This is a genomic window from Streptomyces sp. NPDC006711 (genome assembly GCF_042869775.1).
Lineage (GTDB): Bacteria > Actinomycetota > Actinomycetes > Streptomycetales > Streptomycetaceae > Streptomyces.
Genome location: NZ_JBIAGO010000010.1, coordinates 165,948 through 186,607, shown reverse-complemented (window position 1 = coordinate 186,607; position 20,660 = coordinate 165,948). Strand labels below are relative to the sequence as shown.

Annotated in this window: 20 protein-coding genes and 1 pseudogene; 15 read left to right on the top strand and 6 right to left on the bottom strand. The window is 73.6% G+C overall.

The features are described 5' to 3' along the window. Positions 1-86: 86 nt before the first annotated feature. Positions 87-1,259: a steroid 3-ketoacyl-CoA thiolase gene (locus ACFYM2_RS21605; protein WP_388838311.1), complete on the bottom strand. Its 1,173-nt coding sequence runs from the start codon at positions 1,257-1,259 to the stop codon at positions 87-89. A gap of 261 nt (positions 1,260-1,520) precedes the next feature. On the opposite strand from ACFYM2_RS21605, the gene ACFYM2_RS21600 reads away from it, so the two are divergent. The 4 genes from ACFYM2_RS21600 to ACFYM2_RS21585 all read left to right on the top strand — a co-directional run bounded on the left by ACFYM2_RS21600 (position 1,521) and on the right by ACFYM2_RS21585 (position 5,968). Beyond that, complete coding sequence (locus ACFYM2_RS21600; RefSeq protein ID WP_359005999.1) at positions 1,521-2,768, top strand: cytochrome P450; 1,248 nt, start codon at positions 1,521-1,523, stop codon at positions 2,766-2,768. Positions 2,769-2,899: 131 nt separating this feature from the next. Continuing rightward, positions 2,900-3,862 carry a phosphotransferase family protein gene (locus tag ACFYM2_RS21595; RefSeq protein WP_388838308.1) on the top strand — a complete coding sequence of 321 codons (963 nt, stop codon included), beginning with the start codon at positions 2,900-2,902 and terminating at the stop codon, positions 3,860-3,862. Between the two features lie 97 nt (positions 3,863-3,959). Then, positions 3,960-4,739 (top strand): pyridoxamine 5'-phosphate oxidase family protein, encoded by a 780-nt coding sequence (locus ACFYM2_RS21590; RefSeq protein WP_388838305.1) that lies wholly within the window; start codon positions 3,960-3,962, stop codon positions 4,737-4,739. Between the two features lie 131 nt (positions 4,740-4,870). Then, positions 4,871-5,968, top strand: coding sequence for a DUF2330 domain-containing protein (locus ACFYM2_RS21585; RefSeq protein ID WP_388838302.1), 1,098 nt, complete (start codon positions 4,871-4,873; stop codon positions 5,966-5,968). Here ACFYM2_RS21585 and ACFYM2_RS21580 read toward each other — a convergent pair. Next, a complete protein-coding gene (locus ACFYM2_RS21580; RefSeq protein WP_388838299.1) occupies positions 5,925-7,064 on the bottom strand; it encodes a serpin family protein in 1,140 nt (379 codons plus the stop codon). The genes ACFYM2_RS21585 and ACFYM2_RS21580 overlap by 44 nt on opposite strands. A gap of 118 nt (positions 7,065-7,182) precedes the next feature. Here ACFYM2_RS21580 and ACFYM2_RS21575 point away from each other — a divergent pair, with 118 nt between their 5' ends. Further along, complete coding sequence (locus ACFYM2_RS21575) at positions 7,183-7,515, top strand: antibiotic biosynthesis monooxygenase (RefSeq protein WP_350230058.1); 333 nt, start codon at positions 7,183-7,185, stop codon at positions 7,513-7,515. A gap of 107 nt (positions 7,516-7,622) precedes the next feature. Next, positions 7,623-8,126: a GNAT family N-acetyltransferase gene (locus ACFYM2_RS21570; RefSeq protein ID WP_388457962.1), complete on the top strand. Its 504-nt coding sequence runs from the start codon at positions 7,623-7,625 to the stop codon at positions 8,124-8,126. Between the two features lie 22 nt (positions 8,127-8,148). Here ACFYM2_RS21570 and ACFYM2_RS21565 read toward each other — a convergent pair whose 3' ends face one another. Next, the gene (locus ACFYM2_RS21565; protein WP_388457964.1) at positions 8,149-10,209 is read right to left on the bottom strand and encodes a DHA2 family efflux MFS transporter permease subunit; all 2,061 of its coding nucleotides are present in this window, start codon (positions 10,207-10,209) and stop codon (positions 8,149-8,151) included. 653 nt (positions 10,210-10,862) lie between these two features. Between ACFYM2_RS21565 and ACFYM2_RS21560 the strand changes: the two genes are divergently transcribed. Beyond that, entirely contained in the window at positions 10,863-11,795 is a 933-nt protein-coding gene (locus ACFYM2_RS21560) for a peptidoglycan-binding protein (RefSeq protein ID WP_388838294.1), read from the top strand. 209 nt (positions 11,796-12,004) lie between these two features. Beyond that, positions 12,005-12,679 (top strand): HAD-IA family hydrolase, encoded by a 675-nt coding sequence (locus ACFYM2_RS21555; RefSeq protein ID WP_350230062.1) that lies wholly within the window; start codon positions 12,005-12,007, stop codon positions 12,677-12,679. 158 nt (positions 12,680-12,837) lie between these two features. Here the strand turns inward: ACFYM2_RS21555 and ACFYM2_RS21550 are convergent, their stop codons facing one another. Next, complete coding sequence (locus ACFYM2_RS21550) at positions 12,838-13,419, bottom strand: TMEM165/GDT1 family protein (RefSeq protein WP_388838290.1); 582 nt, start codon at positions 13,417-13,419, stop codon at positions 12,838-12,840. 252 nt (positions 13,420-13,671) lie between these two features. Further along, positions 13,672-14,424, bottom strand: coding sequence for an ABC transporter permease (locus ACFYM2_RS21545; protein ID WP_359005969.1), 753 nt, complete (start codon positions 14,422-14,424; stop codon positions 13,672-13,674). A gap of 1,253 nt (positions 14,425-15,677) precedes the next feature. On the opposite strand from ACFYM2_RS21545, the gene ACFYM2_RS21540 reads away from it, so the two are divergent. The 5 genes and pseudogenes from ACFYM2_RS21540 (at position 15,678) to ACFYM2_RS21520 (ending at position 19,100) form a co-directional block, all read left to right on the top strand. Continuing rightward, positions 15,678-15,842, top strand: coding sequence for a hypothetical protein (locus tag ACFYM2_RS21540; RefSeq protein ID WP_388838287.1), 165 nt, complete (start codon positions 15,678-15,680; stop codon positions 15,840-15,842). Positions 15,843-15,974: 132 nt separating this feature from the next. Beyond that, positions 15,975-16,499: a hypothetical protein gene (locus ACFYM2_RS21535; RefSeq protein ID WP_359005961.1), complete on the top strand. Its 525-nt coding sequence runs from the start codon at positions 15,975-15,977 to the stop codon at positions 16,497-16,499. A 199-nt stretch (positions 16,500-16,698) separates the two neighbouring features. Beyond that, positions 16,699-17,687 (top strand): annotated as a pseudogene (locus ACFYM2_RS21530) (hypothetical protein). A 108-nt stretch (positions 17,688-17,795) separates the two neighbouring features. Continuing rightward, positions 17,796-18,254, top strand: a complete 459-nt coding sequence (locus ACFYM2_RS21525) for a DoxX family protein (protein ID WP_359005958.1) — start codon at positions 17,796-17,798, stop codon at positions 18,252-18,254. A gap of 210 nt (positions 18,255-18,464) precedes the next feature. Further along, complete coding sequence (locus ACFYM2_RS21520) at positions 18,465-19,100, top strand: VTT domain-containing protein (protein WP_359005955.1); 636 nt, start codon at positions 18,465-18,467, stop codon at positions 19,098-19,100. Positions 19,101-19,167: 67 nt separating this feature from the next. Here ACFYM2_RS21520 and ACFYM2_RS21515 read toward each other — a convergent pair whose 3' ends face one another. After that, positions 19,168-19,401 carry a DUF2277 domain-containing protein gene (locus ACFYM2_RS21515; RefSeq protein ID WP_388838284.1) on the bottom strand — a complete coding sequence of 78 codons (234 nt, stop codon included), beginning with the start codon at positions 19,399-19,401 and terminating at the stop codon, positions 19,168-19,170. A 99-nt stretch (positions 19,402-19,500) separates the two neighbouring features. Between ACFYM2_RS21515 and ACFYM2_RS21510 the strand changes: the two genes are divergently transcribed. Further along, positions 19,501-19,914, top strand: a complete 414-nt coding sequence (locus ACFYM2_RS21510) for an RNA-binding S4 domain-containing protein (RefSeq protein ID WP_388838281.1) — start codon at positions 19,501-19,503, stop codon at positions 19,912-19,914. A gap of 456 nt (positions 19,915-20,370) precedes the next feature. Then, positions 20,371-20,637 carry a hypothetical protein gene (locus tag ACFYM2_RS21505; RefSeq protein WP_359005949.1) on the top strand — a complete coding sequence of 89 codons (267 nt, stop codon included), beginning with the start codon at positions 20,371-20,373 and terminating at the stop codon, positions 20,635-20,637. Positions 20,638-20,660 lie beyond the last annotated feature (23 nt).

The window sequence follows — 20,660 nt, the reverse complement described above, 5'->3', positions numbered from 1 at the left end:
ACCGGCAACCCCAGCCCGTCCGGCGTTTGAGGACGAGCGCGTTCAGCGCGAACGGGGGCTGGCGGGGGCGGGGCATCCCGCACGGTTCAGCCCAGGCGTTGGATGATCGTGGCCGAGGCCAACGCCCCACCCGCACACATCGTGACCAGCGCGAACTCCGCGTCCCGCCGCTCCAGTTCGTGCAGCGCGGTCACGATGAGCCGCGCCCCGGTCGCCCCCACGGGATGCCCCAGCGCGATCGCACCCCCGTTCACGTTCACCTTCTCCAGGTCCTGCTCGAAGACCTGCGCCCAGCTCAACACCACCGAAGCGAACGCCTCGTTGATCTCGACGAGGTCGATGTCCCGCAACGACATCCCCGCCTTCCCCAGCACCGCCCGCGTCGCGTCGATCGGCCCGTCGAGATGGAAGTGCGGATCCGCCCCGACCAGCGCCTGCGCCACGATCCGCGCCCGGGGCCTGAGCTTGAGCGCGCGGGCCATCCGCTTGGACGCCCACATGATCGCGGCCGAACCGTCGGAGATCTGCGAGGAGTTGCCCGCCGTGTGCACCGCCGTGGGCATGACCGGCTTGAGCCGCCCCAGCGCCTCCATGGACGTGTCGCGCAGCCCCTCGTCGCGGTCCACGAGCCGCCACATGCCCTGCCCGGCCGCCTGCTCATCCTCCGTCGTGGGCACCTGCACGGGATACGTCTCCCGCTTGAAGCGCTCCTCGCCCCACGCCGCCGCCGCCCGCTCCTGCGACAGGAGCCCGAGCGCGTCGACCCGCTCCCGGCTCAGCCCCCGCTTGCGGGCGATCCGCTCCGCCGCCTCGAACTGGTTGGGAAGGTCCACGTTCCACTCGTCGGGCCAGGGCTTGCCCGGCCCGTGCTTGGAGCCGGAGCCGAGCGGCACCCGCGACATCGCCTCCACCCCGCAGCTGATGCCGACGTCGATGACCCCCGCCGCGATCATGTTCGCGACCATGTGGCTGGCCTGCTGCGAGGACCCGCACTGGCAGTCCACGGTGGTCGCTGCGGTCTCGTACGGCAGCCCCACCGCGAGCCAGGCGGTGCGCGCGGGGTTCATGGACTGCTCGCCGGCGTGCGTGACCGTACCGCCGACGATCTGCTCGACGCAGTCGGCGTGGATGCCGGTGCGGCCGAGGAGTTCGCGGTAGGTCTCGCCGAGCAGGTAGGCGGGGTGCAGATTGGCGAGCGCGCCTCCGCGCTTGCCGATGGGCGTGCGTACGGCTTCGACGATGACAGGTTCCGCGGCCATGAGCTCGTCCTCTCCCGACACAGCCGCTGGGTGTCCCGGCACCGCACGGCCACGAACTGATACGCGTTCTAGTTCTGAGTGCAGTCTTATGAGAGCTACCCCCGGTACGCAAGGGTTGCGCACGACTCCGGTGGGCAGTTCGGTGTGCGACAGATCCTGCCGCGAGCCTTGCTTGTTGTAGAACCCGTTACTACCTTTCCGGACACCTTCTGATGGACCGTCAGTCATCGTCAGTCATGACCGTCAGATCTGGAGCGGCCGATGCGTTGCCCCCACCTGCCCGAGGGGTTCGACTTCACCGACCCCGACCTGCTCCAATCCCGCGTGCCTCACCCGGAGTTCGCCGAGCTGCGGCAGACGGCGCCGGTGTGGTGGTGCGCCCAGCCGGCCGGCGTCGCCGGCTTCCAGGACGACGGCTACTGGGCGGTGACGCGGCACGCCGACGTCCGGTACGTCTCCACGCACCCGGAGTTGTTCTCCTCCACCACCAACACGGCGGTGATCCGCTTCAACGAGTCGATCAGCCGCGAGCAGATCGACGTCCAGAAACTGATCATGCTGAACATGGACCCGCCCGAGCACACCCGGGTCCGCCAGATCGTCCAGCGCGGCTTCACCCCGCGCGCGATCCGCTCCCTGGAGGGCGCCCTGCGCGAGCGCGCCCGCTCCATCGTGGACGCGGCGCTGTCGGAAGCCGACAAGAGGGACGGCTCCTTCGACTTCGTCACCCGCATCGCCGTCGAGCTCCCCCTCCAGGCCATCGCCGAGCTCATCGGCGTCCCCCAGGAGGACCGGACCAAGATCTTCGACTGGTCCAACAAGATGGCGGCGTACGACGACCCCGAGTACGCCATCACCGAGGAGATCGGCGCCGAGGCGGCGATGGAGCTGGTCTCGTACGCGATGAACCTCGCCGCCGCCCGCAAGGAGTGCCCGGCCAAGGACATCGTGTCGCAACTGGTGGCGGCGGAGGGCGAGGGCAACCTGCTCTCCGACGAGTTCGGCTTCTTCGTCATCCTGCTCGCGGTGGCCGGCAACGAGACGACCCGCAACGCGATCAGCCACGGCATGCACGCGTTCTTGACCCACCCCGACCAGTGGGAACTCTACAAACGCCGGCGCCCCGCCACCGCCGCCGAGGAGATCGTGCGCTGGGCGACCCCGGTCGTCGCCTTCCAGCGCACGGCGACCCGGGACACCGAGCTTTCCGGCCAGCAGATCAAGGCGGGCGACCGCGTCGGCCTCTTCTACTCCTCCGCCAACAACGACCCCGACGTCTTCGAGGACCCCGAGCGCTTCGACATCACCCGCGACCCCAACCCCCACCTCGGCTTCGGCGGCGGAGGCCCGCACTTCTGCCTGGGCAAGTCCCTCGCGGTCCTCGAAATCGACCTGATCTTCAACGCCATCGCGGACACCCTGCCCGACCTCCGCCTCACCGGCGCCCCCCGCCGCCTCCGCTCGGCCTGGCTGAACGGCATCAAGGGCCTCCCCGTCACCCGCGGTTGACCGCCCCGGCCGCGCACCCCCTCGAACCAGGAGACAGGATCCGCCCCCACGCCCCGGCCCCTGTCTCCTCCCCTTCCGGTCCTCTTCCGGTGCCCTTCCGGGCGACGCGTCCGGCTCGTTACGCTCGCTCCGTGATCGATTCGGTCGGCACGGGGAAAGACTGGGACGCGACCCGGCTGTGGGTGCAGAGGAGCCTCGGCGGGGGCGCGACCGTCGAGAGGGCGGTCGCGCTGCGCGGCGGGTGGAGCTCCGAGATGCGGCGCCTTGACGTGCGCGGAGAGCGGCCGCGCTCGGTCGTTCTGCGCTCCTTCGTCAAGGAGTTCTACGTCCGCCACGCCCCCGGGCTGCTCGGGCGCGAGGCCGCCGTCCTGACCCTGCTCGCGGGCACCCCGGTCCCCGCCGCCGAGCTGATCGCCGTCGACCCGGACGGCACCCACTGCGACCACCCCTCGCTGCTGATGTCGCTGCTCCCGGGCGAGGTACGCCTCGACGACGCCGGCGCCCCCGAGCGCGCGCCGCTCCTGGCCCGCCAGCTCCTCGCCATCCACCGCGTCGAGGCCGGCGCGGCGGACCGGCCGCGCGACTACGAGGCCTGGACCGACCCGGACGAGGTGGAGGTGCCCGAGGCCACCCGCAGACCCGAGGTCTGGGAGCGCGCCGTCGAAGTGATCCGGCGTCAACCCCCGGCGCACCGGCCGGTGTTCCTGCACCGCGACTTCCACCCCGGCAACGTCCTGTTCACCGGCGCCGGAGCCCAGACGCGCGTGAGCGGCGTGGTCGACTGGGTCGAGACCTCCTGGGGTCCGGCCGATCTCGACGTGGCCCACTGCTCGACCAATCTCGCGCTGCTGCACGGCGTCCCGGCCGGCCTCGGCTTCGCCGGCCGGTACACGGCGGCGGGCGGCCGGCTCTCGCCCGACCCGGACGACCGTCTGTACTGGCGGCTCCTCGACGCCCTCGCCTTCGCCCCGTACGCCGAGGAGGTCGCCGTGCCCTGGCGCGCCCTCGGCCGCGCCGACCTCACCGACGACCTCGTCGGGCGACGCCTTGAGGAGTACATCGCGGCGGTCCTGCGCGAACACGCCCGCGCGTGAGGGGGCCCGCGCGTGAGGGAGCGGCGACCTCTTGTCGGCCGGCCGTCCCGCTGAAACAGTTGCCTCGGCACCCTCTCGCGACGGAATCGGCAGGACCATGGACGTACAGCGACCGGATCAGTACCCGCACCGCCGCCAAGCCCCGGCGGAGCCGGACACCCCGGCCCGGCAGGACGCGGCCGAGCCGGGTGGCTCCGAGCCGGGCGGCGCGCGGCTCGCCGTCACCGAGCGGACCCGGCACCGGCGGCTGCGGGAGCAGGGCAGTACCCGGGTCGCCGAGCTCGACGCGATCCTCGGAGCCGGCTTCGTCTGCCACCTCGGGGTCCTCGTGGACGGCGTCCCCATGGTGGTGCCGACGGTGTACGGCGTGGACTTCGCGACCCGGACGCTGTTCACGCACGGATCGGTCGCGAGCCGCAGCGTGGTGCGGGCGCCGGGGGCCACGGTGTGCGTGACCGTCACGCACGTCGACGGGCTGGTGCTGGCCCGGTCGGTCTTCGAGCACGGGGTCAACTACCGCAGCGCGATGATCTACGCCGTGCCCCGGCTCATCACCGACGGCGACGAGCTGCTGCACGGACTCAAGGTCCTGACCGAGCACTGCGCGCCGGGCCAGTGGGAGTACGCCCGCTCCCCCAACTCCAGGGAACTCGCGGCCACTTCACTGCTCGCCCTCTCGCTCGACGAAGCATCGGTCAAGGTGGCGTCGGGACCGCCCGACGACGCGGAAGGGCCCGACGGACAGCTCCGCCTGTGGGCCGGGGTGATACCGCTCAGGACGCACTTCGCCGCCCCCGAGCCGGACCCCGCCCTGCCCGGGAACATCCCCGTGCCCCACCACATCGCGATGCTGGCCGCAGGCGGCGCCACCGGCTGACTCCCCGCGAACCCCCTGGACCGCGCCTGGACGGAACCGAAGGCACCGCGACATCGTCGTAGCTCCCGGCGACCGGCCGTACGGGCCGCCGGCTGCCGGCTGCCGGAACGAGCACACGGGGAGGCATGGGGATGCGGCACGCTGAACGACTGTGGCGGCGGGCCCTTGTGGTGGCGCTCGCGCTGGTGGCGCTGCAACTGGGCTCGCTGATGGCGCCCGCGTACGCCTGCGGCTGCGGGGCGATGGTGCCGCAGAACGGGAGCCGGCTGAGCGTGCGCCAGGAGACGTCGGCGGTCCGCTGGGACGGGCACAGCGAGCAGATCGTCATGCGCCTCACGGTCGACGGCAACGCGCCGCGCGCCGCGTGGATCATGCCGGTGCCGAGCCGGGCGACGGTGAAACTGGGCGACCGGCACCTCTTCGACGAGCTGGAGCAGATCGCCGCGCCCGTGCACCGCACGCGCTCCCACTTCTGGCCGAGGGACGGCGACTGGCCGTTCGCCAAGGACCGCGGCGTGGGGGACGGCGCGCCGGGTGCGGCGGCGAAGCCACCCGTGGAGGTGGTCGGCAGGCAGCGCCTCGGCCCGTTCGACGTGGCCCGCCTCACCGCGTCCGATCCCACCGCGCTGCGGAACTGGCTGGCGGACAACGGCTTCCAGCTGCCGCCCGCCCTCGCCACCGAACTGAAGCCGTACGTCGCGCGGAAGTGGGAGTACGTGGCGATCCGGCTCGCCCCCGATCAGGCCGGCCAGACCCTTGGGGGCCCGCTCGATCCGCTGAGTCTGACCTTCGCCAGTGACAGCCCGGTCTACCCGATGCGGCTCTCGCGCCTCGCGAAGAATCCGCAGACGCTGAACCTGTACGTGCTGGGCGCGCACCGGATGGAGACCGCGTCCGCCATCGGGGGCGAGGAGCCCCGGACGCTGTTCGCGGGCCGGGTCACGGACCCCGGCGGCGCGCTGGGCGACCTGACGGACCACGCGCCGTCGGTGTACGTGACGGCCCTGACCCAGTACTTTCCCCGGCCCGCCGAGATCACCGCCGACCACGACATCCGCCGGGCACCCGGCGACGCGGGCTTCCAACGGGCCTGGTACACCGAGCAGTTGATGACGGTGGGCGGCGTACCCGTCTGGCTCCTGACGGTGGGGGCCGTCCTGGTGGTGCTCGCCTGCGCGGGCGCGCTCACGGCGCGTCGGACACGGGCACGGCGGACTGCCAGGCGGTGAAGAGGGGAACCTCACCGAAGGCGTCGAGGACCACGATCCCGAAGGGACGGTCGAAGGCGATCGTCTCGACGCGGACGGGCTCCTCCTCGCCGCTCATCCAGTCCATGGTCGCCACCGTCACGGCGGCGGCCTCGACGCCCTCCTCGGCGACGGCGAGAACGGCCTCCTGCACCACCTGACCGACATACAGCGGCTCCGGTGACATCCCGGAGAAGTCGGCCAGCACTTCGTCCGTCGCGAACTCCACGCCCAGGGCGGGCAGTTGGCGCGTCACGTTGACGCGGGTGCGCAGCGTCAGCCGGGGCAGCGCAAGGCGTACCTCGTCGGCGCGGACGGCGGCGCGCTCCTCGGCCCAGGCGGCAGGCAGCACCTCGCCGGGGCCGGCGCCGGGCGGGCCGAGCAGGAACCGCACCCTGGCACCGGCGGCGCCCGCGGTGCGCAGTTCGACGACGCGTACACCGCCCGGCGCCCGCCACGCGTCCGCCGGGTCGACGGCGCCGTGCATGGTCGCCACCTCGTGCTCGACGCCCTGGGCATCGGTGAACGGTTCCGGACGCGTGTCCCACTCGTGGAACGGATGCTCCCAACGCGCCTTCAAGGCAAGGACGTTGACGATGGTGAGCGCAGAGCCCGGGTCGAGTGTGACGGGCAGGTTCGCGATGAGCCCGCCGGTCACCTCCCGCACCCACGTGTCGGCCTCCGCCTGATCCGGGACGCCGCCGAGGGCGAGGCCCGGGAGCGCGTCTCGGTAGGCGCGGTTCAGCGGCGCGGTGGCCCATGCGCGGGTCGCCACGGCGAGCGCGTCGGTGGCCCGCAGGTCACGGGTGGCCGCGGTGACCGCGTCGGCGGCCTCGTCCCCGGCCACGCCGAGCAGCGCGCGCAGTTCGTCGGCGGTCTCGGCGCGCGCCCCTGCCGCGACCGCGCCGAGCGCCAGCCACAGCCCGGCCGGCGAACTCACGAAGTCACCGGCGACACCCTCGCGCCCCACGCCCTGCCCGCCGCCGTGCCCGTCGCCGAGCTGCGGCAGCCAGCGGACGGCCAGTTCCCGTATCGCGTGGGCGTGCCCGGTGAATCCCTCGGCTTCGACCCCTGTCAACGCGACCTCCCGTACCGCCGCGCCGCCCCTTGCCGCGCGCGAGAAAGCTGTGTAGCACACTGATCGCGATGGACAAGGCGAAGGCGCCACCCTGGCGTCTTCTGACGAGAGGTGTCACGTGCCAAGCGTCGTAAAGATCAACGTACTGACCGTGCCGGACGACCAGCGCGAGGTGCTGGAGAAGCGGTTCGCCTCGCGTGCGGGGTCGGTGGAGAACTCCGACGGGTTCGAGTGGTTCGAGCTGCTGCGCCCGATGGAGGGCACCGACCAGTACCTCGTCTACACCCGCTGGCGCAGCGAGGAGGACTTCCAGAACTGGATGGCCACCTCGATGCGGGGCGCGGGCGCGCACGGCGGCCAGGGCGAGGGCGGCGAGCGGCCCAAGCCGGCGGCGTCCGGGTCCACGCTGTGGTCCTTCGAGGTCGTCCAGCAGGCGGCCCCCAAAGCCTGAGCCGGGCCGCCCGTAGAAATCCTGAGCCAGACCGCTCGTAGCCTGAGCCAGACCGTCCGCCGAAATTCGGTGGCCGGCGCCCGGGCCCTCGGGATAGGCAGGCGTCCATGAGTTGGATCATGACCGCCGAGCGGCCCGACACCCCCGACGCGAGCCTGCTGCGCCGCGACTACTACGACGAGGTGGCGAGCCGGTGGTACGGCCGGCCCGCCACCGATGCCGAGATCGAGCAGGGCCTCACCGACGACGGCGCCGGCCAACTGGCGCTGCCCACCGGCCACTTCGTGGTCGGACGGTACGAGGGGCGGCCCGCCGCGTGCGGGGGTGTGCTGCTCTGCTCGCCGGCCCCCGTGATCGACGGGACGTCCCCGGCGACCGCCGAACTCACCCGGATCTACGTGCGCCCCTTCGCGCGCGGAACCGGGGGCGGCTGTGCGCTCCTGAGCGCCCTGGAGGACGCGGCCCGTTGCCTGGGCGCGCGCCGGATCGCCCTCGACACCCGGCACGATCTGGTGGAGGCGCGGGGCCTGTACGCCAAACACGGCTACCGGGAGGTGGCCCCGTACGGCGAGGGGCCCTACCGCGAGCGCTGGTTCGCCAAGGAGCTGTAACGGGCAGGCGGCCCGAGCCCCCCTACGCCTCACCGCGTCCGCGCGTCCTGAGGTCCTGGCGGGCCACGGGCGAGTTCGGCTGTTCCTCGTCCGAGCCCGAGAGCTCCGAGCAGAGCTCCCGCACCAGCTTCACCAGGTCGGTGGGGCGGTGGGGGCCCCACCAGTCGCCAAGGAGCTCGGCCAGGGACTCCTCGCGCGCCGTCGAGAGCCGCATGGCGATCCGGCGGCCCTCGTCCGTCAGGACCATCGGCATGCCCTCGCGCCGGGCGAGCCCGCGCTCCTCGACCTGGCGCGCCGCCTCCGTGATCACATGCAGCGGCACGGGGCTGCGCTCGGCGAGCATCCCGGGTTCGGCGGATCCGTACTTGTGGATGCGCAGGAGCAGCCAGCTCGCCGCCGGGAGCAGATCGAGATCGGCCTTCTTGGTGATCGTCACGTAGATCTCGCGTCGGCCCTCGCGGGTGCCGAGCACCGAAAGGGCCCGCGCGCACTCGTCGTAGGAGGACCGTTCCACCGGGTTGGAGGCGAGGGTCTGGCTGGTGTCGGGCGCGGTGACCGCGCCCCGCAGCTTGTCCTCCTTGAGGAACCACGCGGTCACGAAGGCGAGCAGGACGACCGGGGCCGCGTACAGGAAGACGTCCGTGATGGAGGAGGAGTACGCGTGCAGGACGGGCCCGCGCGCCGCCGGGGGGATGCGGGCGATGGTGTGCGGGTCGGCCGCGATCGTGCCCGGGCCGACGCCCGGCGGGAGCTGCTGTCCGGCCAGCGCGTCGGAGAGCTTGCCGGTGAGCCGGTTGGTGAAGATCGTGCCGAAGATGGCAACCCCGAACGAGGCGCCGATGGAGCGGAAGAACGTGGCGCCCGAGGTCGCGACGCCGAGGTCCGCGTAGTCGACCGCGTTCTGCACGACCAGGACGAGGACCTGCATCACGAGGCCGAGGCCCGCGCCGAAGACGAAGAAGTAGACGCTCATCTCCCAGGTGGAGCTCGTCTCGGTGAGCCGGTGCAGGAGCAGCAGGCCGACCGTGGTGACCGCCGTGCCCGCGATGGGGAACGCCTTCCACCGCCCCGTACGCGACACGATCTGGCCGGACGCCGTGGAGGTCAGCAGCATGCCGAGGACCATCGGCAGCATGTGCACCCCGGACATGGTGGGCGAGATGCCCTGGACGACCTGGAGGAACGTCGGCAGGTAGGTCATCGCGCCGAACATGGCGAAGCCCACGATGAAGCTGATGAGGGCGACCAGGGTGAACGTGCGGATGCGGAACAGCTTCAGCGGCAGGACCGGCTCGACGGCCCGCCGCTCCACCGCGACGAACGCCACGAGCAGCACGACGCCGAGCACCGCGAGTCCGATGATCTGCGCCGAGGCCCACGGCCAGGTGGTGCCGCCGAGCGAGGCGACGAGGACCAGGCAGGTCGCGACGGAGGCGATGAGGAAGGTGCCCAGGTAGTCGATGGTGTGCCGGGTGCCGCGCGCGGGGATGTGCAGCACGGCGGCGATGACCAGGAGCGCGACCACGCCGATGGGCAGGTTGATGTAGAACACCCAGCGCCAGCTGAGCTGTTCGGTGAAGAACCCGCCGAGCAGCGGGCCCAGGACGCTGGTCGCGCCGAAGACCGCGCCGAACAGGCCCTGGTACTTGCCGCGCTCACGCGGCGAGACGAGGTCGCCGACGATCGCCATCGACAGCACCATCAGACCGCCGCCGCCCAGGCCCTGGAGCGCCCGGAAGCCGATGAGCTGCCCCATGTTCTGCGCCACGCCGCACAGCGCGGAGCCGATGAGGAAGATGACGATCGCCGCCTGGAACAGCTTCTTGCGGCCGTACTGGTCGCCGAGCTTGCCCCACAGCGGAGTGGCGGCGGTGGAGGCCAGCATGTACGCGGTCACGACCCACGACAGGTGCTCCATCCCGCCGAGGTCGCTGACGATGGTCGGCAGCGCGGTCGACACGATGGTCTGGTCGAGTGCGGCGAGCAGCATGCCGAGCAGCAGCGCGCCGATGGCGACCAGCACGGTCCGCCGCTCGTGCCCCGTACCGGGGGCGACGGTGGCGGAGGCGGTTCCCTGAGCCATGGCCACGTCCCATCCGTTTGGTCTGCGTCCGATCCGTTCGGTCCGCGTCTGGTCCGCGTCCCGGGGGGTGCTCCGACTCGCACACACCATCTTGATCGGAATGTACGGAAATGGCCTGCCGGGGCGGGCCACGCACCCCCGGGTTCCCGCGGGCCGCCCGGCATAATCGCTCGCAGTCCAAGGGGAGGGGACCGACGATGACCGGACAGGGCTGTCCCGCGTGCGGCGCGGAACCCGCGGAACGCGGGGAGGACGGAAGACCCGGCTGCGCCTGCGCCGAACGCGCCGCCCGGCCGCCACGCGCCGACCGCTCGGCCGAGACCGCGGCAGCGGAGGACTTCGACCCGCTGCGCATCCGCCCGTACGTAACGCTGCCGAACGCGCCGAACGCGCCGAACGCGCCGGGGGGCGATCCGGGGGGTGTTTGCCCGGGGGGCGAGTGCCTGGGTGGCGCGTGCCCGGGGGGCGTTTGCCGGGATGGCGAGGGCCGGGGTGGCGTTTGCCGGGATGGCGCGGGCCCGGGTGGGGCCGCCCTACGTGAAGGCGGCTCGCAGGGCGTCGGCCCGGGGGTGGGCGGCCCGGGGCGGGACCCGTATGGCACCGGCCCGGGTGCAGCTGGCCCGGGTCGGGACCCGTACGGCGTCGGCCCGGACGTGAGCGGCGCGTACGAGGTCGGTTCGCGTGGCCCCGACCCGCAGGGCGGCCTGTACAAGGCCGGCCCGGGTGAGGCCGGCCCGGGTGAGGCCGGCCCGGGTGAGGCCGGCCCGGGTGAGGCCGGCCCGGGTGAGGCCGGCCCGGACGGAAACCCGTATGGCGTCGGCCCGGGGGTGATCGGCGCTTACGAGGTCAGCCCGGGTCGCCCCGACCCGCAGGGCGGCGCATACGAGGTCAGCCCGGGCCGTCTCGACCCGCAGGGCGGCGCGGGCCCGGGGTCGTACCCCGCGCGCCGCATCCCCGGCCGCCCGGCCACCACCCCGCGCCGCAGGCTCACCGCGCTGACCATCGGCGTCGCCACCGCCGTCGTCATCGCCGCGGCGGCATTCGCCAGCACGCTGTTCGCGAGTGACGCGACACCGAAGCAGGCGTTGCCGGACGCCGTGGACACCGGTGTCCCCTACAGCGGCGCCGGCGCCGACTCCGCGACGCCCTCGGCCACCGCCACGCACACCAGAAGACCCGCCCCGAGCCATTCCGCGTCCGCATCCGCCTCGGCCCCGCTGTCCCCCTCCGCGTCCGCCTCCGCCTCCGCCTCCAGGGCCGCCGCGCCGAGTCCGTCGAAGTCCGCGCCCGCGCCGTCGGCCTCCGCATCCGGGCCGGACTCCCGCACCCCGCAGGGCAAGCCGCTCGCGCCGCCCCCGCCGGGGCAGACGCTGCGCAGGGGCGACAGCGGGCCCGGGGTGCTCGAACTCCAGGAGCGGCTGGCCCAGTTGGGCCTCTACACCGGCAGCGCCGACGGCGGTTTCGGCTCGCGCACGGAGCGTGCGGTGCGGGACTTCCAGTCGTACCTGGGCATCACGGACGACCCCGCCGGCGTCTACGGGCCCGGGACCCGGCAGGCCCTGGAGTCGATGACGGACCGGCCGTAGGCGCTCCGGTCCGCAGCCCCCGCCGGCGCACGGTCCAGCCCGGCAGGAGGGGGGCGGGTGGCACAACCCCCGACTCGTTTTGTATCGTGAAGGAACAAAGTGATCCCTGCCTGTACTCCCTGACCGGCGGGCGGGGATCACCTTTGTTTTTTCGCGCCGCAACCGCGCCGCCCCCGCACCACCCGCTCCCGCGCACTTGGAGTCCGCCGATGCCGGCCAGCACCACGACCCCCACCGTCCTGACCGCCCGTGCCTTCCTGCTCGACATGGACGGCACGATCGTGAACTCCGACGCCGTGGTCGAGCGCTGCTGGCGCCGCTGGGCCGAGCGGCAGGGCCTCGACCCCGACGCCGCGCTCAAGGTCGTCCACGGCCGCCAGGGCTACGCCACGATGGCGCTGCTCCTGCCGGACCGGCCGATGGAGCAGAACCACGCCGACAACAAGGTGATGCTCGCCGAGGAGACGGCGGACACCGACGGCGTGGTGCCCGTCCCGGGCGCCCCCGCGTTCCTGGCCGCCATCGCGAAGGCGCCGCACGCCCTGGTGACCTCCGCCGACGCGGCGCTCGCCCGGGCCCGTATGACCGCCGCCGGCCTGCCGATGCCCGAGGTGCGGATCACCGCCGAGTCCGTGGGCGCGAGCAAGCCGGACCCGGAGGGCTTCCTCAAGGGCGCCGCCGCGCTGGGCTTCGCCCCGGCGGACTGCGTGGTCTTCGAGGACTCGGAGGCGGGGATCGCGGCGGGCCTTGCGGCGGGGATGCGCGTGGTGGGCGTGGGCCCGCGCGCGGGCGCCCATGAGCCCACCGTCCACGTGCCCGACCTCACCCACCTCACCGTCACCACCGAGGCGGACGGCGGCCTGCGCCTGGAGATCACCGGCTGAGCCGGACGCGACAACGACCGCCCCGGGTGAGGGCGGCCACCACGAGCTGCGGCCACCACGAGCAAACGGCCCCCGTCCTACCACGGGGGCCGTTTCCATCGGTGGAGCCGGGCCGGGGCCCGGCAGCCCGGTCGGGGGCTGAGCCCGACCCTCCGGGCTCAGCCCGCGATCGCCTCGAACAGGCTGAACCCGGCCAGGGCCAGCATCAGGCAGGCCGCGACCTTGGTGATCAGGCGCAGCGGCACGTGCTTCATCAGGGTCCGCCCGCCGACGATGCCGAGCCCGGCGACCGCCCAGAGGCCGAGCGCCGCGCCGATGCCCACGGAGAGCGGGCTGTCGTAGCGGGCGGCCAGGTTGGCCGTCATGATCTGGGTCAGGTCGCCGAACTCGGCCACCAGGATGAGCATGAAGCCCGCCCCCGACACCTTCCAGAACGACTGGTCGGCCGGCGCCTTCACTTCCTCGTCGTCCTCACCCTTCTTGAAGAGCAGCATCGCCGCGCCGGCGAGGAAGAGCACCCCGACGATCGCCTGGAGCAGCCGGTGCGGCAACAGGGTGAGCACGCTGCCCGCCGCGATGGCGAGGACGACGTGGACGGCGAAGGCGGCCGCGACGCCGACGAATACGTACGACGCCTTGTAGCGGGTGCCGAGCATCAGGCCCGCGAGCGCGGTCTTGTCGGGGAGTTCGGCAAGGAAGATCACGCCGAAGGTGATCGCCATGATCGTGAAGCTGAGCACGGAAGGGTTCCTCTGTCGGTCGGGCGCGCCGCACCGAGAGCAAGTCCGAGCTGAATCCGGGGTCGCTTCGGCACGGCGGCGCCATGATGGGTCATGGTCACTGCGGCCGAAGGTCTCGCTGGCGGGTCCCTCACGGGCACTCGCCTCCGGGCGCCGGCCGAGGACCCCTGAGGGATTCGGCAGTATGTCGACGTTCCGGCGAAGAGCTACTCCCCTTCTGCGCCCTCAAGGGTACGGCATGCCGCGCGCCCCTCAGGGACGGAGTTCCCGGACGTCACGGTGCACTCTGCCGCGCGCGACCAGTTCAAGCACCACCGACACGGCGACCGCCTGTACGGCCATGAGCGCGACCAGGACGAAGAGCTGGACCGCGCCCGCCTGCACGGGGGACGCGCCGCCGAGCAGCATGCCGACGAACGCGCCGGGCAGCGTGACCAGGCCCACGGTCCTGGTCTGGTCTAGGCCGGGCAGCAGCGCGTCGGACGCGGCGGGCCTGGCGACCTCCAGGCGCGCGTCGCGGTCGAGCAGCCCGAGCGCCATCGCGGCCTCCACCTCGCCGCGCCGCGCGGTCAGCTCGTCCAGCGCGCGGCGCCCGCCGAGCACGGTCGCGGTGAGCGCGCCGCCGATGAGGATGCCGGTGACGGGGATCAGCGCGATGCCCTTGACGGGGACGAGCCCGGTGAGCAGCAGTGCCGAGACGACCGGGACCACGCCGGCCGCGATGGGGGCGGCCGCCCACCACCAGGTGCGGTTGGCGGTCATCCGGCGTCCCGCGGTGCGGGCCGCGACCGCGAACATCAGCGCCAGGAAGGCGAGCAGCAGCGGCACGGAGCCGACCACCCAGTGGATCGCGAGGGCGACCACGGCGAGCTGAACGGCCGCCCGCACCCCGGCGACCAGGATCTCGCGGTGCCGCCCGAGGCGCGCGGCGGCGGCGACGCCCGCGGCGGCGACAAGCAGGGCCGCGAGCACGACCCCGAGCGTGACATTCACGGGCAACAACACGCCCCCAAGGTACGACCCCCACCCCCCCAAACCCACCCCGCCACCTCCCACTTGCCCCGGCGTCCCCCACAGACCGACCCCGCCCTGGGCCGGTGTCCCGCGCGGGCTGGTTTCCCATGCGGGCGAGGCGCCAGGCGGGTCGCCTTCCCACGCGGGCGGGGTGCCAGTCGGGCGGGGCGCCAGGCGGGCGGGGCGCCAGGCGGGCGGGGCGCCAGGCGGGCCGGTGTCCCACGCGGGCCGGTCCCCCGGGGAGCCGGTGTCCCACGCAGGCCGGGTGCCACGCGGGTCGCTTTCGCTGGCGGGCCGGATCCCAGACGGGTGGTCTTCCCATGCGTGCCGGTCCCCAGGCGCCCCGGTGTCCCACGCAAATCGGTGTCCCACGCAGACCGGGTGCCACGCCGGCCGCCTTCCCACGCGTGCCGGTCTCCGGGCGGCTCGCGATCCCACGCAGACCGGTGTCCCGCACGGGCCGGGTGCCACGCCGGCCGCTCTCCCACCGGGGTCGGTCCCTAGGCGGGAGCCGGTGTCCCGCACGGGACGGGCGCCAGGCGGGCCGATGTCCCACGCGGGCCGGGTGCCGCACCGACCGGGGGCCACGCGGGCCGGGTGTCGCGCGGGCCGGGTGTCGCGCGGGCCGATTTCCACGCGGGCCGGTGTCCCGCACCTGGCCGGGTGCCGCACCTGGCCGGGTGCCGCACCGACCGGTTGCCACGTGGTCCGGGCGCGCGGTCCGGGTGCCACGCGGGCCGCCTTCCCACGCGGGCCGCTTTCCCACGCGGGCCGGTTCTTGCCGGAGGGGCGCACGCAAGCTCCTCGCAAGCGGAGGGGGCGGAGGGACCGGCCCGGGGGCCTTTCGGGGCGAGGGCCGCGTGCGTGGGCGCGCCCGCAGACGCGGCCCCGGATGGTTCGTCACATCCCGCTCCCACCGGTCTCGTCCGGACCCTTGATCTGACGTGACCATGTCGCCACGCTGTTACCTGGCGCCCATCCCCAGGCAACCCGGCGCCGACACGCTGGCCGAGCCGCCCCCCTTCGCGGCCGGTCGAGTCCCCCCACACCAAGGGAGTTCGCATGGCAGGCTCCACCGCACCCCGCATATCCCGCGTCTACGCGCGTCACGCAGCCGTCTTCGCCGCCACCGCCCGCACGTATCCAGGCGAGCCGACGGCGCAGGCGGAGGGCTCGCTCACCGGTCGCAGCCGGGACGAGTTCCGCACTGGATCACCCGGTCCGGCACCCGCGACACCCGCGAAGTGGCCCGCAAGCACGACGGCGTGAACGTCACCCCCCACGCCAACTGTGCTGCCACCAGCGACAGTTGGCACCCGGCGTGCGGCGACGGCGCCACCTGGACCGCGTCGCCCGACGTGGACATCGTCCGCATCGCATCCGCGCCGGCGCCGAACGAACCCGGCTGACCCTCACTTCAAGGCGTCGGCCGCATCCCGCCGACGAAGCCACAGCGCTCCGGACCGGCCGCCCCCTCGACCGGAGGACGCCACCTCCCCGAGCGCTCATATGTCATGCGCATGACCTACGAGGAGAAACCCATGCACTCCATTCCCCGACTCGCCGCCGCCACCGCCTCCGCTTTCTGCCTGGCGGTCAGCGGCCTCGTTCTCAGCGCCGGCAGCGCCCAGGCCAGCACCTGCTCGACCGCCTACCTGCCGCTGCCCGACGCGTCCTGCACCCCCGGCTCGTACAACCCGGACGTGACGCAGTCGACCATCGACTCGACCATCTGCGTCCCCGGATGGACCGCCACGGTCCGCCCCTCCACCAGCTACACCAACGGCCTCAAGGCCCAGGGCATCATCGACTACGGCTACTCCGACACCAGCATGTCCGACTACGAGGAAGACCACCTCGTGCCCCTGGAGCTCGGAGGTGCGCCCAAAGACCCGGCGAACCTGTGGCCCGAGCCGCACTACGGCAGCCAGACGGCTTACAGCAAGGACGGCGTCGAAACCAAGCTGAAGAACGCGGTGTGCGACGGCCGGACCACGTTGTCCGCGGCGCGTGCCGCCATCAGGACCGACTGGACCACCGCGCTGCGGGTCACCGGCGTGGGCTGAACGCGACGGCATTGATCGGCGTCGCCCGCCTCAGGGCCCCTCCAGCAGTGCCGCCGCAGGCGTTCTCGTCATCCGCCATCGTCAACGGCCGCTGATCCAGGCCCTGTTGGCGGCGCGCGCGGGGTCCGTCGCGAGACCTGTCGCGCCCGGGCGGCGTTCCGTACCGGTACGTACGGACCGGCGACGAAGGGGGCACCCCATTGCCGGGCTCCGCCCGGGTCCGCCGCTGCGGCATCTGGATCCGCGCGGCGCCGCCACGGTCTGGGTGGAGACCGACCGGCCGTGCGTGGCCCGGGTGCGCTGCGCCGACGGGGCCCAGGGCAGCGCGCCCACGTTCCAGATCGCGGGGCACCACTACGCCCTGGCCCCGGTGACGGGTCGGACGCCGGGCGCCAGCACCGCCTACGAGGTGCTGCTGCGCGAGCGGCCGGTCTGGCCGCCGCCCGGCGCACGCTTCCGGGTGTATCAGCACCTGGGCAACCTCTCCCCCGCCGAACTCGCCACCGACCCCCTGTACGCGGCGGTGACCGGCACCCCGGACGGCACGGAGGCGCCGCGTTCCTTCGCGGCCCGGGCCGACGCGGATCCGGCGACCGTGCGCTGGAGCTACCGACGCGACTTCGGCCGGGTGCGGCCGCTAATGGTGGACACGAGGGCGGCTGCACCGGTGAGTGGCCGCGCCGGCGGGCGGACCTGGAGCACTGGGCCGCGTTCCCCGCCTCGTTCGCGCTGCTCGGCGAGTTGGTCGCCTGCGCGGGCACGGGCACTGGCGCGCCGGCCACCATCAGCGTCCTGTCGGGTGATGTGCACCACGCCTACGTGGCGGAGCCGTTCTGGCCATATAACGTCCCTCAACCCGCCTCTCGGATCGCCCAGTTGACGTGTTCGCCTCTGCACAACACGGTTTCGGCCCCCGTGCGGGCCGGATTCCGCTTCGGCTGGAGCCGGATCGGGCGGGGGCTCGGACGGCTCCTGCTGCGGCACGGCCGAGCGGCGCGACCCGTCGTCGACTGGCGCAGGACGGGCGGGCCCTGGTTCGGCCACCAGCCCATGTCCCTTACGCTGCACGGCCGTTCGGCGCGCCTGAGGTTGCGACGCACGCGCCTGACCCGCCGTCGGCGCGGCGGCCCGGGCCACCTGTCGACCGTCCTCGATCTCCCCCTCACTCCGCGCACCCCCCTGGCTTGATTCAGCCGCCTGAAACAAGAATTTAAATATGTTGAACTTGCAAGCACTACTGAGGGCTGCCTAACCTGTGGACCCCATCGGTCCCGTCCCCAACCGAAGGAGCCCGCCATGGCCTCCCCCACGCTCGACACCGACAGCGCGCGCCCCTACGCGCTCGGCCTGTTCCGCATAGTCATCGGCTTCCTCTTCGCCTGCCACGGCGCGGCGTCCCTCTTCGGCGTCTTCGGCGGCGCGGTGGGCGGCGGCTCGATCCCCGCGGGCACCTGGCCCGGCTGGTACGCCGCGGTGATCCAGCTCGTCGGCGGTGTCCTGGTGCTGGCCGGCCTCTTCACCCGCCCCGTCGCCCTGATCTCCTCGGGCTCCATGGCGTACGCCTACTTCAGCGTCCACCAGTCCCACGCGCTGCTCCCCCTGCAAAACGGCGGCGAGGCGTCCGCGATGTACTGCTGGGCCTTCGTGCTCCTCGTCTTCACCGGTCCCGGCGCGCTCGCCCTCGACCAGTTCCTGGGCGCCCGCCGCACCGCCCGGCCGGCCCCGGACACCCAGCGCGAGACCGTCGCGGCCTGAGCCCCGCCCCTCGCCCACCGCTCACGCTGCCCGGAGTTCAGCCGCCGAACTCCGGGCAGCGGCATGCCGGTCCCTCCCGCGGCCGACCCCTCGCGCGGACCCGCGCGGGCCCGGGCGTACGCTGTACGGCTGTACCGCCGCCCCTGCCGCTTCCCCGCGACACCGCGGTATTCACGTCCCGGGGAACCGACAAGCCGCAGAGGAGCGAACGTGCTGGAGAGTGTGGGGGCGCTCACGTCGAGCCCCTGGATCTACGCGGTGGTCGCGCTCTCCGTGCTGCTCGACGTCTTCCTGCCCGTACTGCCCAGCGGCGTACTCGTCATCACCGCGGCGACGACCGCCGCCGGGTCGGCGACCGCCGCCGGAGCCGGTGACGCCACCCGGACCGGCCACGCCGACCTGCTCGCCCTGGCCGCCTGCGCCGCCACCGCCTCCGTCGTCGGGGACCTCATCGCCTACCGCCTGGCGCGGCGCGGCGGGGCCCGCCTGGAGCGCGCGATCGCCCGCTCGCGCCGCCTGACCCGGGCGCAGGAACGACTCGGCATCGCGCTCAGCCGGGGCGGCGGCGGCCTCGTCGTCATCGCCCGCTTCGCCCCCGCCGGACGCTCCGTGGTCTCCCTCGGCGCGGGCGCCGCGCACCGCGGGATCCGCGAGTTCCTGCCGTGGTCGGCGCTGGCCGGGGTGGCCTGGGCGACGTACAGCGTGGGGCTCGGTTACTTCGGCGGCCAGTGGCTCGGCGCGACCTGGCTGGGCACGGCGGTGTCCCTGCTCGCCCTGTTCGCAGCGGGCGCCCTCGCGGCGTACGTCGTCAAACGCCCGGTGCCCGCCCCGACGCCCGCGTCCTGACGAGAGCGCGGGGCGCGCCCGGGCCCGGGCGACCCGGCCTGCCCGGCCCACTCGGCCCGCGCGGCCGTCAGGCCCGGCTCGCGGCGGCTCCGGAGCCGCGCACCTCGATCCCGGCCAGGAGCGCGCGGGTCGCCTCGGCTATCTCCTCCACCGCCCTGTCGAAAACCTCCTTGTTGTGCGCGGCCGGCACCCGGAACCCGGACACCTTGCGCACGTACTGGAGGGCCGCCGCCCTGATGTCGTCCTCGGTGGCCTTCTCCGGCATGGCCGGTGGCCGCAAAGTTTTGATACTTCTGCACATGCCCCCAGTGTGACCGACACCACTGACAACGGCCCGGGACCGGACGCCCCGGCCGAAATCCGCGAGGCTCCGCCGGGGCCGCCGACTAAAGTCGACACCATGGCGGAAGCAGCGAACGGCCCAAGCACCGGCCCCGTACGCGTCGACAGCTGGATCTGGTCGGTCCGGCTGACCAAGACGCGCTCCCAGGCGGGCACGGCCTGCCGGGCAGGACACGTCCATGTCAACGGCGAGCGCGTGAAGGCCTCCCACCAGGTGAAGGCCGGCGACGAGGTACGGGTCCGCCTTGAGGGCCGGGAGCGGATCGTGAAGGTCGTCCAGCTGCTGCGCAAGCGGGTCGGCGCCCCGGTGGCCGTCGAGGCGTACATCGACATGAGCCCGCCGCCGCCCGCCCGCGCGGACGTCCTCGCGGCGGGCGTCCGGGACCGGGGCCTCGGCCGCCCCACCAAGCGCGACCGGCGCGAGATGGAGCGCCTGCGCGGCCTGGCGGAGAGCCGCCGCGCCGCGGGCTGAACCCGGGGCTCGCGGCGGGACCGGGGCTCGCGACGCGACCGGGCTGCGGCAGGGAGCCGGGACTCGCAGCAGGGAGTCGGGGCTCGTAGCAGGAGCCCGAGCCGTGCGCGGGCCGGATCCGCGCGGGGCCCAAGCCGTGCGCGGGGCTCGCGGCCGGGGCCGGGGCTCGCCGCAGAGCCCGAGCCGTGCGCAGGGCCCGAGCCGTACGCGGGGCTCGCGGCGGACCCGAGCCGCGCGGCGCTCGCGGCGGCGGGGCACGCCGGACCCTCGGCCGCCGGCTCCGAGCGGGCCCCTCGGCCGACGGCTCCCAACCGGCCCGCGTCACCGCCGATCCACACGGAGCCCACACCCCCCGCCGCGCCATTAACTCGCGCGCCAACTCCCTTTGCCACGGAGTAGCTTGAGGGTCTGACCCGGGAGCTGGGGGAAGCTCCCGATCTGCCTCAAGGACCCATCATGATCCTCTGGATGATCCTTCTCGCCCTATTGCTCCACGGACTCGGCCTGGGCCCCGTCGCCATCGTCTTCTGGGTCGCCATCGCCGCCGCGCTGGCCGGCACCCGGCGCCGGCCGGGTGGGGACCGGGCCCCCGGCGCGGGCAGCGGGCCCGCGCGTACGGACACCACCTACCGCGCCTACCGCGCGCGGCGGGACCGGATGGACCGCTGGGAGCGGCGCTACCAGCGCGAGTGCCAGGGCCCCTTCTCGCGCCACCGCGACTGAGATGACCGTCGGGCCGGCCGCGC

Bases quoted from the DNA above. Each gene is read 5' to 3' on its own strand.
- ACFYM2_RS21505 (WP_359005949.1), top strand. From the start codon at position 20,371: ATGATCCTCTGGATGATCCTTCTCGCCCTATTGCTCCACGGACTCGGC.
- ACFYM2_RS21585 (WP_388838302.1), top strand. From the start codon at position 4,871: ATGCGGCACGCTGAACGACTGTGGCGGCGGGCCCTTGTGGTGGCGCTC.
- ACFYM2_RS21525 (WP_359005958.1), top strand. From the start codon at position 17,796: ATGGCCTCCCCCACGCTCGACACCGACAGCGCGCGCCCCTACGCGCTC.
- ACFYM2_RS21510 (WP_388838281.1), top strand. From the start codon at position 19,501: ATGGCGGAAGCAGCGAACGGCCCAAGCACCGGCCCCGTACGCGTCGAC.
- ACFYM2_RS21600 (WP_359005999.1), top strand. From the start codon at position 1,521: ATGCGTTGCCCCCACCTGCCCGAGGGGTTCGACTTCACCGACCCCGAC.
- ACFYM2_RS21605 (WP_388838311.1), bottom strand. From the start codon at position 1,259: ATGGCCGCGGAACCTGTCATCGTCGAAGCCGTACGCACGCCCATCGGC.
- ACFYM2_RS21515 (WP_388838284.1), bottom strand. From the start codon at position 19,401: ATGTGCAGAAGTATCAAAACTTTGCGGCCACCGGCCATGCCGGAGAAG.
- ACFYM2_RS21565 (WP_388457964.1), bottom strand. From the start codon at position 10,209: ATGGCTCAGGGAACCGCCTCCGCCACCGTCGCCCCCGGTACGGGGCAC.
- ACFYM2_RS21555 (WP_350230062.1), top strand. From the start codon at position 12,005: ATGCCGGCCAGCACCACGACCCCCACCGTCCTGACCGCCCGTGCCTTC.
- ACFYM2_RS21590 (WP_388838305.1), top strand. From the start codon at position 3,960: ATGGACGTACAGCGACCGGATCAGTACCCGCACCGCCGCCAAGCCCCG.
- ACFYM2_RS21570 (WP_388457962.1), top strand. From the start codon at position 7,623: ATGAGTTGGATCATGACCGCCGAGCGGCCCGACACCCCCGACGCGAGC.
- ACFYM2_RS21535 (WP_359005961.1), top strand. From the start codon at position 15,975: ATGCACTCCATTCCCCGACTCGCCGCCGCCACCGCCTCCGCTTTCTGC.